14 protein-coding genes and 1 tRNA gene are annotated in these 12,271 nt (G+C 67.6%); 6 read left to right on the plus strand and 9 right to left on the minus strand.

Annotation, left to right across the window (positions count from 1 at the left end; all coding sequences use genetic code 11):
* Positions 1-10: 10 nt before the first annotated feature.
* Positions 11-1,006, plus strand: a complete 996-nt coding sequence (locus tag AB7E03_RS15170) for an alpha/beta hydrolase (RefSeq protein WP_489942170.1) — start codon at positions 11-13, stop codon at positions 1,004-1,006.
* Here AB7E03_RS15170 and AB7E03_RS15175 read toward each other — a convergent pair.
* A complete protein-coding gene (locus AB7E03_RS15175; RefSeq protein WP_441783249.1) occupies positions 993-1,481 on the minus strand; it encodes a YajQ family cyclic di-GMP-binding protein in 489 nt (162 codons plus the stop codon). The genes AB7E03_RS15170 and AB7E03_RS15175 overlap by 14 nt on opposite strands.
* A gap of 183 nt (positions 1,482-1,664) precedes the next feature.
* Here AB7E03_RS15175 and AB7E03_RS15180 point away from each other — a divergent pair, with 183 nt between their 5' ends.
* Positions 1,665-2,705, plus strand: a complete 1,041-nt coding sequence (locus AB7E03_RS15180) for a LacI family DNA-binding transcriptional regulator (protein ID WP_489942171.1) — start codon at positions 1,665-1,667, stop codon at positions 2,703-2,705.
* Between the two features lie 51 nt (positions 2,706-2,756).
* Here the strand turns inward: AB7E03_RS15180 and AB7E03_RS15185 are convergent, their stop codons facing one another.
* The 6 genes from AB7E03_RS15185 to AB7E03_RS15210 are packed head-to-tail and all read right to left on the minus strand — an operon-like array spanning position 2,757 to position 8,877.
* On the minus strand, positions 2,757-2,918 hold the full coding sequence (locus AB7E03_RS15185) for an RICIN domain-containing protein (RefSeq protein WP_489942172.1): 162 nt from the start codon (positions 2,916-2,918) through the stop codon (positions 2,757-2,759).
* Between the two features lie 20 nt (positions 2,919-2,938).
* Positions 2,939-4,453, minus strand: a complete 1,515-nt coding sequence (arfA, locus tag AB7E03_RS15190; RefSeq protein WP_489942173.1) for an arabinosylfuranosidase ArfA — start codon at positions 4,451-4,453, stop codon at positions 2,939-2,941.
* 11 nt (positions 4,454-4,464) lie between these two features.
* Entirely contained in the window at positions 4,465-5,730 is a 1,266-nt protein-coding gene (locus AB7E03_RS15195; protein WP_489942174.1) for a family 1 glycosylhydrolase, read from the minus strand.
* On the minus strand, positions 5,727-6,611 hold the full coding sequence (locus AB7E03_RS15200; protein WP_489942175.1) for a carbohydrate ABC transporter permease: 885 nt from the start codon (positions 6,609-6,611) through the stop codon (positions 5,727-5,729). The genes AB7E03_RS15195 and AB7E03_RS15200 overlap by 4 nt, the downstream gene beginning before the upstream one ends.
* Positions 6,608-7,558, minus strand: coding sequence for a carbohydrate ABC transporter permease (locus tag AB7E03_RS15205; RefSeq protein ID WP_489942176.1), 951 nt, complete (start codon positions 7,556-7,558; stop codon positions 6,608-6,610). Before AB7E03_RS15205 ends, AB7E03_RS15200 begins: the two co-directional genes overlap by 4 nt.
* Before the next feature lie 59 nt (positions 7,559-7,617).
* Complete coding sequence (locus tag AB7E03_RS15210; RefSeq protein ID WP_489942177.1) at positions 7,618-8,877, minus strand: ABC transporter substrate-binding protein; 1,260 nt, start codon at positions 8,875-8,877, stop codon at positions 7,618-7,620.
* Positions 8,878-9,072: 195 nt separating this feature from the next.
* Between AB7E03_RS15210 and AB7E03_RS15215 the strand changes: the two genes are divergently transcribed.
* Positions 9,073-9,720 (plus strand): biliverdin-producing heme oxygenase, encoded by a 648-nt coding sequence (locus AB7E03_RS15215; RefSeq protein ID WP_489942178.1) that lies wholly within the window; start codon positions 9,073-9,075, stop codon positions 9,718-9,720.
* 19 nt (positions 9,721-9,739) lie between these two features.
* Here the strand turns inward: AB7E03_RS15215 and AB7E03_RS15220 are convergent, their stop codons facing one another.
* Complete coding sequence (locus AB7E03_RS15220; protein ID WP_489942179.1) at positions 9,740-10,471, minus strand: nucleotidyltransferase domain-containing protein; 732 nt, start codon at positions 10,469-10,471, stop codon at positions 9,740-9,742.
* Between the two features lie 16 nt (positions 10,472-10,487).
* The gene (locus AB7E03_RS15225) at positions 10,488-10,631 is read right to left on the minus strand and encodes a hypothetical protein (protein WP_489942180.1); all 144 of its coding nucleotides are present in this window, start codon (positions 10,629-10,631) and stop codon (positions 10,488-10,490) included.
* 148 nt (positions 10,632-10,779) lie between these two features.
* Here AB7E03_RS15225 and AB7E03_RS15230 point away from each other — a divergent pair, with 148 nt between their 5' ends.
* The 3 genes from AB7E03_RS15230 (at position 10,780) to AB7E03_RS15240 (ending at position 12,265) form a co-directional block, all read left to right on the plus strand.
* Positions 10,780-11,121: a helix-turn-helix domain-containing protein gene (locus AB7E03_RS15230; protein ID WP_489942181.1), complete on the plus strand. Its 342-nt coding sequence runs from the start codon at positions 10,780-10,782 to the stop codon at positions 11,119-11,121.
* Between the two features lie 112 nt (positions 11,122-11,233).
* Positions 11,234-11,318 (plus strand) — tRNA-Tyr (locus AB7E03_RS15235).
* A gap of 122 nt (positions 11,319-11,440) precedes the next feature.
* A complete protein-coding gene (locus tag AB7E03_RS15240; RefSeq protein WP_489942182.1) occupies positions 11,441-12,265 on the plus strand; it encodes an inositol monophosphatase family protein in 825 nt (274 codons plus the stop codon).
* Positions 12,266-12,271 lie beyond the last annotated feature (6 nt).

Genomic DNA, 12,271 nt, shown 5'->3' on the forward strand with positions numbered 1-12,271 from the left:
CGCTGAGGACATGACGGGGGATCGTGACTGGCGCCCCGATGTCCTCGGGGAGCCGTTCCAGCAGCTGACGCTGCCGTTGCGTCCGGATGCGGAAGGCGACGTGGTCGCCACCCTGGTGCGCTTCTCGCCGCCGCCACGCCTGCGCCTCCACCGCGGGCCGGCAAGCGACGCGGACGTACTCTACGTCCACGGCTGGTCCGACTACTTCTTCCAGAAGGAGCTGGCTCAGTACTGGCACGATCAGGGCGCGCGTTTTCACGCTCTCGACCTCCGCAAGTACGGGCGTAGCCTCCGAGAGCATCAGACGCCGGGCTTCGTCGACGACCTCGCAGTGTACGACGAGGACATCGAAGCGGCGCTGGATGCCATCGGACACGGTGAGGGCGCACCGGGTTCGCGCCGTCTGATCCTGCTCGGACATTCGACGGGGGGACTGACCCTGAGTCTCTGGGCCGACCGGCACCCCGGACGCGCCCACGCGCTCATCCTGAACAGTCCGTGGCTGGAGTTCCAGGCGCACTCGGCAGGGCGCCTGGCGCTCACTCCGCTCGTCGACCTGCGTGCCCGTATCGACCCGAAGGCGGCGATGCCGAACGTTGATCTCGGGTTCTACACGCGGACCGTCTCCCGCACCATGGACGGCGAGTGGGACTACGACCTGGCGTGGCGTCCGGTGCGCGGCTTCACCGTCCATCCGGCGTGGCTGACGGCGGTGCTCACCGGGCACGCGCGGGTCGCCGCGGGTCTCCACATCGACGCCCCGGTGCTCACCCTGCTTTCGGCGCGCTCTGCGCTGCTGCCCTTCTGGACGCCCGACATGGCGCGCGCCGACGTCGTCCTCGTCGTGCGCGACATCGCACAGCGCGCACTTCAGCTGGCACCGAACGTCGCCGTCTCGTGGGTGGAGGACGCCATCCACGACGTCTTCCTGTCGCGCGAGCCGGTGCGGAAGGCGGCGTACGCCGCAGTCACACGGTGGATGCGGGGCTACCTCAGCGCAGGTTGACGAACTGCAGGGCGACGTCGAGGTCGGCGCCCTTGAGCAGCGCCATGGTGGCCTGCAGGTCGTCGCGGCTCTTGGAACTGACCCGCAGCTCGTCGCCCTGGATCTGCGCCTTGACGCTCTTGGGGCCCTCGTCGCGGATGAGCTTTGAGATCTTCTTGGCGGCGTCCTGCTCGATGCCGTCCTTCAGGCTCAGCTCGAGCCGGAACTCCTTGCCCGACGGGTACGGCTTGCCCTCGTCGAGGGACTTCAGCGAGATCCCGCGCTTGATGAACTTCGACTCGAGCACTTCCAGAACCGCCTTGACGCGTTCTTCGGTGTTGGCCTTGAGCAGGATCTTCTCGCCGCTCCACTCGACCGAAGCGCCGACGTTTTTGAAGTCGTAGCGCTGGTCGACTTCTTTGCGGGCCTGATTGACGGCGTTGTCCGCCTCCATCTTGTCGACCTTGCTGACGACGTCGAACGAGGAGTCTGCCACCTTTTCGGCCTCACTTTCACTCTTCACCGGACCGGGGACCCGATCCCTCCTGTCGAGTCTACGGCGGTGATCTGCGGATCGCACCAGGGCGCCGGGCCCCGACGCCGGCCCGCCTCCTCGCGGGAGAACGAGAGTCCTCCAACGTTGTACAGTAGGCCCGACGGGCATCGGGAGGACATCGGTATGGCAGCGACCTTGCAAGATGTGAGTCGGCTCGCCGGTGTGTCGATCAAGACGGTCTCGAACGTCATCAACGACTACCCGCATGTCCGCGACAGCACGCGGCGGCGTGTGCTGGCCGCCATCGCCGAGCTCGACTACACGCCGAACCTTTCCGCACGCAGCCTGCGCTCGGGACGGACGAACGTGATCAGCTTGATCATCCCGGAGTTGCGCAACGCGTACTTCGCGGAGCTGGCCGATTCGGTCATGAGGGCGGCGAAGGAGCACGGCTTGTCCGTGCTGATCGAGCAGTTCGGCAACGACCGCGAGAGCGAACTCTCTGTGCTGCGCAACCGTCAGGGCCGGATGGTCGACGGCATCCTCTACAGCGTCCTGGCACTCGATGAGAGCGACCGCAAGGCGATCTCCGAGATGGCCACACCGATGGTGCTGCTGGGAGAGCGCATTTTCAACGGTCCGAAGGACCACGTGACGATGCAGAACGTGCAGGGGGCACGCGCCGCGACGGAGCTGGTCCTTGCCGGGGGCCGTCGCCGTGTGCTCGCGCTGGGCGCACATCCCGGGGAGGTGATCGGGTCAGCGGGCCTCCGGCTGGCCGGCTATCGTCTCGCTCTGGAGGAGGCCGGCATCGGCTTCGACGAACGCTTCGTGGTCCCCGCCGGCACCTGGCATCGCGCTGACGGTGCGCAGGCGATGAGGGGCTTTCTGGAGACCGGCCACGAGTTCGACGCTGTCGTCGCGTTCAACGACACGCTGGCTCTCGGTGCCATGCGCGTCCTTCAGGAGGCTGGTTTCCGCGTCCCTGAGGATGTGGCGCTCATCGGCTTCGACGACATCGACGAGACCCACTATTCGATGCCGACGTTGTCGACCATCGATCCCGGGCGCGACGAGATCGCCCGGCGGGCCATCGAGCTGCTCCTCCGGCGCATCAAGAGCGGCCCCGAGGCGTTCGAACCGGAGGAGATCGCGGTCCCGTTCCGTGTCATTCAGCGGGAGTCGACGCCTGTCCTCGTCTCCGCGCTCACGGTTGAAGGCTGAGCAGAAGGGGGGCGACGGCGGCCCGAATCGCCGCCGCCCCGGTCGGTCGGCCTATGGGATGCCTTCGCGCACCAGCCGCCATTGCTGCGTCGCACTTCCGTCTGCGGTGCGCTGCTGCGCGAAAGCGGCGTCAGCGGTGGACGATCCGGCGATCTCGAGCAGCTTGCCGTTGTTGGCGTTGAGCAGCTGGAGCCCGTTCGCGACCGGGTGCACGGCTCACTGGTTTGCCGGGGTCAGCTCAGCAGGATCTCCGTCCAGGAGATCGCCGGAAGCTCCAGGATCAGGAGCGAGCCGTCCCGGCGCACCGGCAGCTCGCGCAGGGCGACCCGGTCCGGGTTCTCGCGGGTGTTGGCGGCGTCCGGATCGGGGTCGCTGAGCGTGGTGGCTGTCGCGGTCAAGGAGGCGGCGTCCTCGCCGAGCACAGCCAGGTCGACGACCAGCTCGGTGGCCTGCTCCACGGAGCGGTTCACGGCGAAGAGCGCGTAGCGGCCGGCTTCCGCGTCGTGGGTGGCCACCGCATCCACCAAGGGCACGGCGCCGAAGCGTTCGGTGTCGTAGGTGCCGCCGGCGACGTCGACGCGGAGGGCCGTGCCGCGCCCGTGTGCGGCGGTCGCGGCGAAGGGGAAGAAGGTCGTCTGCTTCCAGGCCGGACCGCCCGGCTCCGTCATGATGGGGGCGATCACGTTCACCAGCTGGGCCAGCGACGCGCTCTTCACCCGGTCGGCGTGCTTCAGCAGGGTGATGAGGAGGCTGCCGAACACGACGGCGTCCGAGACGGTGTACGTGTCCTCCAGGAGGCGGGGCGCGATCGGCCAGTTGTCGGTCCCGGTGATGCGGTCGACGTTCTCGAAGCGGGTGTTGTACCAGATGTTCCACTCGTCGAAGGAGATGTCGATCGTCTTCGAACTTCCGCGCACGGCCTTCACGCTGTCGGCGGTGGCGACGACGCTGTGGATGAAGTAGTCCATATCGACGCCCGACGCCAGGAAACTCCCCAGGTCGCCCGTGTTCTCGTAGTAGGCGTGGCAGGAGATGAACTCCACGTCGTCGTAGGCGTGGCTGAGGGTCACCCGCTCCCACTCGCCGAAGGTCGGCATCGACGAGCTGGATGAGCCGCACACGACGAGCTGCAGGTCCGGGTCGTACATCTTCATGGCTTGAGCGGTCTTCGCTGCGAGGCGTCCGTACTCCTCGGCGGAGCTGTGCCCGAGCTGCCAGGGGCCGTCCATCTCATTGCCCAGGCACCACATCCTGACGCCGAAGGGCTCGGTGCGGCCGTTCGCGATCCGCCTCTTCGAAAACGTGGAGCCGCCGCGATGGTTGACGTACTCGAGCAGGTCGAGCGCTTCGGACACACCGCGGGTGCCCAGGTTGACGGCCAGCATCAGCTCGCCGCCGACCTTGTCCAGCCAGTTCTGGAACTCGTGCAGCCCCACCTCGTTGGTCTCGGTGGAGTGCCAAGCGAGGTCGAGCCGCTGCGGCCGCTCGTCGCGCGGTCCGACGGAGTCCTCCCAGCGGAAGCCGGAGACGAAGTTGCCGCCCGGGTAGCGCACGGTTGTCACCCCGAGTTCCTTCACCAGCTCGATCACGTCGGTGCGGAACCCGTCGGCGTCCGCCGCCGGGTGCCCCGGCTCGTAGATCCCGTCGTAGACGGCGCGCCCCAAGTGCTCGATGAACGAGCCGTACAGACGCGGGTCGACCGCGCCGATCACGGCGGCAGGCTGGAGGGAGATGTGTGCGTGATGCATGGTTTCTTCCGTCATCGGGAGGGGGCGGGGGCGATGCGGCGGGCGTGCTCGCGGAAGCTGTCCGCGACCGGGTTCGGAACGCGCAGCAGCCCGTCGGGAGACTCGACGAGGTCATGGAGGCCCATCGTCAGCAGGTGGTCGGCGCGGGGGCGGTCGCTGTGCCGCCACGTCCACTCGTACATGTCGAACAGCGGCCACCAGATGTACCCGACGACCGGTGCCTCCTCCGCTCGCATGCTCTCCACGAGTGCGAGGGACTCGTCCAGCCAGTGGATGCGCTCCTCCACCGTGCCCGTCACGCACGTCTCGGTGACCATCACCGGTGCGCCGTACCGGGCGGCGAAGCGCTCGAGTGCCTCTCGGAGGCCCTGGGTGCCGCGATCGACGCTCGGCCTCGGGTCGGCGAAGCCGCCGCCGTGGCGGACGCCCGCCTCGAAGAGCTCGGTGGAGTGCCGCGGGTAGTAGTTGACGCCCATGATGTCGGGGTGCACGGCGTGGGCGGCGAACCAGTCCAGTTCGGCGTCGGTCAACGCCGGGGACAGCCGGTCGCGCAGCGGGTGAGCGTCGTCGACCCTTCCTGTGACCAGGTCTTCGACCAGATGCACCTGGTGGCGCAGCCGTTCGGCCTCCTCGTGGTGCTCGGGTGCACTGTCGTCGCCCACATAGCTGATGGCGGCGTCGACGTGCACGAACGTCGCACGATCGCCGAGCCGGGCGGCCAGAGCCTCCTGGCTGAGCACGAAACCGCGCGCAAGGTTGGCGGCGATGGTCGCGAATCCCCCCGCACCCGTCCGGTAGGGAGGCCAGTAGCCGTACTCGCCCGAGAACAGCGCGTGGATGACCGGCTCGTTCACCGGCGTGTAGTCGACCACGCGATCGCCGTAGCGCTCGCCGAAGCGGTCCGCGAACTCGGCGACGTGCTGCGGATAGTCGCTCGCGGCGAACTGCTCGGCCAGCCAGACGGGAGTGCCGTAGTGCAGCAGGTCGACGATCGGCCGGAGGCCGGCGCCGAGAAGCGCATCCACCGCCCGGTCGGTCCAGTCCCAGTCCCAGCGCCCGCGTTCCGGCGCGATCCGATACCACGGCACGCCCCACCGCAGTACTTCGGCGCCGACTCCCGCAGCCAGGGCGAAGTCCCCGCGGTAGCGGTCGTAATGCTCTGTGAGTTCGTACTCGTCAATCGCGCGTTCGCCCGGTCGCTCCTGCGGCACGAAGGTGTCCTCGATGCCGAGTCCGAGGTGCAGGCGGCCGTCCTCGAACCAGCGCGGGCCGGTCACTTCAGCCCCGTCGTTGCGACGCTCTCGATGAAGCGGCGCTGCATGATGAGGAACATCACAGCGAGCGGCAGGACCGCGATCAGCGACCCGGCCATCATCGTGCCGTAGGGGATGATGCCGCTCGGGCCGGTGAGCAGCGTGAGGCCCGAGGTGATCGTCCCCATCTCCGGCGACGTCGTGAAGACGAGCGGCCACAGCAGGTCGTTCCAGTTGTTCACGAAAGTGAAGATGGCGAGCGTCAGCAGCGCCGGGACCGCGTTCGGGAGCACGATGCTCCGGAAGATGCGGAACTCCCCGGCCCCGTCGATCCGTGCCGCGTTGTCCAGGTCGCGCGGGAGGGCGATGAAGAACTGCCGCAGGAAGAAGATGCCGAAGGCGTCGGCGGCACGCGGGATGATCAGCCCGGCGAAGGTGTTGACCCAGCCGAGCTGCGCCACCAGCTGGTAGACGGGGATGAGCGTCGCCTGGAACGGGATCATCAGACTGGCCACGATCACGATGAGAACGACGCGGTTGCCGCGGAAGTCGATCCGGGCGAGCGCGTACGCCGCGAGCGAGTCGAAGGCCAGTGCGAAGACGGTGACGCCGCCCGCGAAGACCAGGCTGTTCAGGAACAGCCGGCCGAACGGGAGGTCGCTGAAGATCTTCGTGAAGTTGTCCAGCGTCCACGTGCCGGGCAGCAGCGTCGGAGGGTAGGCGTTGATCTCGGACGCGGGCTTGAACGCCGTGAGCGCGATCACGATCACGGGGAGCAGCACGATGGCGGTCAGCACCAGGGCGGCGGCGAAGAGCAACCAGCGCTCCGTCGTGCGTCCGATGCGCCGCTTGCGGGGCGCTGCTGGGCGCCGGCGTGTGGCGGCCGGGCTGAGGGTGGCGGTCATGCGAGGTCCTTCTCACGGCGTCCGAAGAAGCGGAACTGGATGAGGCTGAGGATGAGCGTCGCGGCGAGCAGGACGTAGGAGAGCGCGGTCGCGAGTCCGAGGTCGAGCTTCTTGAAGCCCTCCTGATAGATCTCCATCACGACGGTCTGGGTGGAGCGGTAGGGACCGCCTCCCGTCATGACGTAGATCTGGTCGAAGGCCTGCAGTGCGGCGATCATCGCGAAGACGACAACGAACGCGAGGGTGTTGCTGAGTTGGGGGAGGGTGATGCTGATGAACCGTCGCCAGGCGCCGGCCCCGTCGATCTTCGCCGCCTCGTAGAGGGACTCCGGGATCTCCTGCAGACCTGCGATGAAAATCACCATGTAGAACCCGAAGCTCTTCCAGATCGCGACGAGGACGACGGTCGGCATCGCGAGCGCCGGGTCCTGCAGCACATTGCCCAGCTGGATGCCGATGCTTCGCAGCCAGAAGTTGAGGAGGCCGACCTGCGGGTCGAGCAGGTATGTCCACGCGAAGGCGGCGACCGCGAGGGAGACGATGAACGGGAGGAACAGCGCGGTGCGGAAGAAGCCGCGACCGATCAGCCGCCGGTTGGTGAGCAGGAGCGCGAGAAGCAGCGCCGCAATCAGTGCCGTGGGGGTGAAGAGCACCGTGTACAGGGCGGTGTTGCCGAGGGTGGCGAGGACGCGGGGATCGGTGAAGACCTGCACGTAGTTGTCGAACCCGACCCACTCCTCCAGGCCGAAGCCGCTCGCGTTCGTGAACGAGAGGCGCAGGGCCGACAGCATCGGCCAGCCGACGAAGGTGATCAGGATGACGATCGCCGGGAGCATGAAGAGCAGAGCCATCGGTCCCCGGCGCCGTGCCGAGCGGGGACGGCCGCCGAGCGGAGCGGGCGGCCGGTACGGCCGGCGGCCTGTGCGGGAGCGGGTGAGAGTGGTCATGATCGCTTTCGGGGAGGGTGGTGGACCGCCGCCGGGGGAACGGCGGTCCACCGGCTGGATCATTTGCCGAGGGCCTGCTGCACCTGGGCGGATGCGGACTTCAGCAGCGCGGCCGGGTCGCCGCCGGCCAGGGCCTTCTGGGTCGCTTCGTCGACTGCCGAGAGCACATCCGTGCTGTTGGCGACGCCGGGGAGCAACGGACGCGCGTCGCCGACCAGATCGGTGAGCGAGGCCACCACCGGGTTCGACGAGACATCGGACGACGGGATGTCGGTGCGCAGAGGCGGCCAGCCGGAGCCGAGCGACCACTTCGTGGCGACCTTCTTGGTGAAGAAGTAGTCGAAGAACTTCTCTGCTGCCGCCTTCTTGGCCGAGTCGGCCTGTGCGGTGACCGCAGCCGAGATGCCGATCGCCGACGCGGCTGCGCCCTTCGGTCCGGCGGGGATGCCGGCGATGCCGTAGTCGATCTTGTTGTCGGTGGCGACGCCGGCCATCCACGGCCCGCCGATCTCCATCGCGGCCTTACCCGAGGAGAACAGCTTGTCGGACGCTACGCCGTCGAGTCCGGTCGGCGAGATCTTGTCGGCGGTGACGGCTTTCGCCCAGTACGACAGCGTCTCGGTGTTCTCGGAGGAGTCGAGCGCGGACTTCGAGCCGTCGACGATCTTTCCGCCGTTGCCGTAGAACAGGCTCGCCCACACACCGTTGCCCACCGTCGCGTGGTCCGGCAGCGCAAGTCCGTACTGCTCGGGCGTCCCGTCGCCGTTCTCGTCGACGGTCAGCTTCTTGGCGTCTGCCACCCACTCATCCCACGTCTTCGGGAACTGGGTGATTCCGGCCTTCTCGAACAGTGCCTTGTTATAGATGACGGAGAGCGGGACGAAGCCGGTGGGGACGCCGTAGTACGAGCCTTCGACCTTCTCCATCTCGACAGCGGCCGGACGCAGCGACGCGCTCTTCGTTGCGCTGCTCCCGTAGAAGTCGTCGAGCTTGGCGAACGCGCCCTTCGACGCGTACACCGGGAGGGTCTCGGCCGGCATCGCGACGATGTCCGGCCCCTTCTTGGCGGAGAGCGCGGGGAGGAGGGTGTCACCGATCACGGCCCAGGTCTTGGTGGTGGTCTTGATCGTGATCTTGTCCTGCGACTTGTTGAAGTCGTCCACGATCGAGTCGAGCACCTTGCCGTCGGCCTCGGTGTAGCCGTGCCAGAACGTCAGAGTGACGGGGCCGGAGTCACCGGAGCCGGGGGAGGTGGAGCAGCCGGCCAGCGCGAGAGAAGCGCCAGCCGCGACGGCGAGCGTCGCCAGCATTTTCTTCATTGAATGCCTCTCATGGGACCGACCGTTCATCGTCGATCGGATCGGGTTTACAACGATGTAATCAACGTTGTAAATGGAGTATAGGCACGCCATCCCGAGCGGGGCAAGCATGAAGTCAAGTTCGTGACGTGCGCCTTGACGGGCGGGACCGCGTGCGACAGTCTTAGGTAAGCCTCCCCTAAGTCAGGAGACCCGATGGCTGAACTGATCCCGTTCTCGGAAGCCCTGCGCGAACGAACGCGCGGCGTGCACCAGGAGAGCGAGGGAGCTCTCTTCATGCAGGACCTGATGAGCGGTCGCGGCTGCCGTGACGACTACATCTCGCTGCTGTCCCAGCACTACTTCCTCTACGAAGCGCTCGAACAAGCGGCGAGCTGGATGTCGGACGATCCTGTCGCCGCACTGTTCATCAGCCCGAAGCTGACCCGGTTGCCGGCCATCGAGGCCGACCTCGGGTTTCTGCTCGGCGATGACTGGCGCGACCGGATCTCGCCCTTGCCGTCGACCGTCGCCTACACCGCGCGAATCCGGGAGGTCGGCCGAAGCTGGCCCGGCGGATTCATCGCTCATCACTACACGCGTTATCTCGGCGACCTCTCGGGCGGCCAGATCATCCGCACGCTGCTGCAGCGGCAGTACGGGTTCGAGACCAACGGCATCGGCTTCTACCTGTTCGCGGACATCGCCAAACCGAAGCTGTTCAGAGACACCTACCGTTCGCAGCTCGACGCGGTCGGGTGGACGGAAGAGGAGCGCGACCGGGTGATCGGCGAGGTCGCACTGGCGTTCCGCTTCAACACCGACCTGTTCGACGACCTGGCGGCCGCGAAGACCGCCGCCTGAGCGCATCCACTCGCCGCGATCACCTTGTCACGTCTTGGTCGACGCGGCCGCCCAGCTGCTCAAGGAGGCCGGATGCGATGGCCGCTGCTTCCGTGTTGCCGGGCTCTGCGGCGAAGTCGATCAGCTGAGCGGCCGCTGACGGATCGGCCGCCGCCAAGCGGCGTGCCAGCCACTTTCCGCTTCCCAGCCAGGCCTTCGCTGTAAGCAGCGCTAGCTCCCCGAGTGCCCGGAAGAGGTCGGCGCGGATGGCTGCCGCCGTGAGCCGGTCTGTGGCGTCTGCGAGGTCATCGATCAGATCCGTCACGGCGTAGCGGCGCAACTCCAGCTGGTGGTCCGACAGTCGGGGACCGCGAGCGAGTCGCTCGGCGGACCACTGACGCAGTTCGCCGAACTCGGTGCCGGTGCGGAGTGGCACTCCCTCGGTGAGGAGATACGGGAGCACCGGGCGGAGGGATGCGAAGTCGCGGTCCGCCCAATCGCGGAAGCCCTCGACGGTGTACGCGAAGACGTCGATTCGCTCGCCATCCCGGTGGGCCACGCGGGCCTCGCCGCGCGCTACGCGGTCGCCGGCGGTCGGGTCGGCACCCGCGAAGGTCGCCGCCGGGGCGATCAGCAGGATGTCGATATCGCTTGTCGCCGTTCGTCGCCCGGTCGACGAACTTCCGCCGAGGACGACGGTGGTCGCACCCGGATAGTCGGTGTCGCAGAACCGCAGCGCGACGTTCGCGGTGTCCGGTGGGGGCGTCGACATCCCTCAGAAGGGGAGGTCAGGCCGTCTGCGCGAGTTCGGCGTAGTAGGTGACGTGGCAGCCGTCGCCGTTGCACTCGACGCAGATGGTGATCTCCTCGCTGTGCTGAGCGGGGTCGGCACCCGTACCGTCGCACCGTTCGCAAATCTCCAACGTTCTCATGCCCACGATTGTGCGCCCGACCACCGACATCGCTTGCACGCCGGCCGGGGTGTCGCGATGCCGGGCGGTGGATGCGGGGATTCTGCCCAGAGCAGAACCGCCAATATCCGCACGCGCGCTTTCAACGCATCCGACATAGGCTGACCCCATGCTTCTGCGGCACGCGATCGGCTCGGTGCTCCGCCGGATCAGGACGGAGCGCGGTACGACGCTGCGCGAGCTCTCGGAGTCCTCACGGGTGTCCGTTCCGTACCTGTCGGAGATCGAACGAGGGCGCAAGGAGGCCTCGTCCGAGATCCTCGCCGCCCTCTGCCGCGTCCTCGATCTGAGCGAGGGGGAGCTGCTGACGCACGTGGCCGCCGAGTTCGACGGTGCACAGGTGCTCAGCCTCGTTCCTGGCCAGAGCGACCTCCGTGACGAGCGGACGGCCGTCGAACTGCAGCCGGCCGTCGGATCCACGTCTTCGGGCGTGGTGGCGATCGCGGCCTGAGAATCGTCCCGTGCGCCCGCTGAGCGCCCGCTGATTTCGTGTGAGGGCGCGCGGCGAGTATTCTTGGGTGGCGCCTTCGGTCACGAGAAAACTGGTGGTCGGGTGCGCCTACGGCGAGTTACCCAAGCGGCCAAAGGGATCTGACTGTAAATCAGACTGCTCAGCATTCGGGGGTTCGAATCCCTCACTCGCCACCACCCTGATCTGCGGATCCGACACAGCGAGCTCGGCCTGACGGCCGGGCTCGTTCTGTTTCCGGGTTATCCACAGTTCTCCATGCGGCGGCCTCTGGCGGGGCGGCGTCTGACAGGCTGGGCGCATGACCCCACATGCCGAGCTTCTCGAGATCGCCACCACCGTCGCCCGCCGGGCCGCTGCCTTCGCGCTGCAGCGACGCCGAGACGGAGTGGAGATCGCGGCGTCGAAGTCGTCGCTCAGCGACATTGTGACCAGGGCCGACCGTGAGACCGAGCAGCTGATCCGCGACGCCCTCGCGGCCGCCCGCCCGCGCGACGGCTTTCTCGGCGAGGAGTCCGGCGGCGACACCAGCCAGAGCGGCCTGACCTGGGTCGTCGACCCGATCGACGGGACGGTCAACTACTTCTACGGCATCCCGGCTTGGGCGGTCAGCATCGCCGTCGTCGAGGGCGGCCCGGAGCCCTCGACGTGGCGTGCCCTGGCGGGAGCGGTGGTGAATCCGGCCGCGGGGGAGGCCTACACCGCGTATGTCGGCGGAGGGGCTCACCTCAACGGTGCGGCGATCCACGTCAACGAGGGCGTCGACCTCTCCCTCGCCCTTGTCGGCACCGGCTTCGGCTACGACGCCGAGGTTCGCAGGCGTCAAGCGACGTTCGTGCAGGAACTGATCGGCGATGTTCGCGATATTCGCCGGATCGGCGCCGCCTCGCTCGACCTCTGCTCAGTGGCTGCCGGCCGGCTGGACGGATACTTCGAGCGAGGGCTGAACCCCTGGGATCACGCGGCCGGCGCACTCATCGCCCAGGAGGCCGGCGCGCGCGTCGCCGGAATCGAAGGAGGTCCGGCCGACCGCCGCCTACTTGTGGCGGCCGCGCCGGATCTCTTCGAACACCTCCACCCGCGTGCCGAGCGTTTCTACGCCGAGCGGTTCGATGATGGACGGTGACCAAGG

The sequence above is a fragment of the Leifsonia sp. RCC_180 genome, from assembly GCF_058138205.1.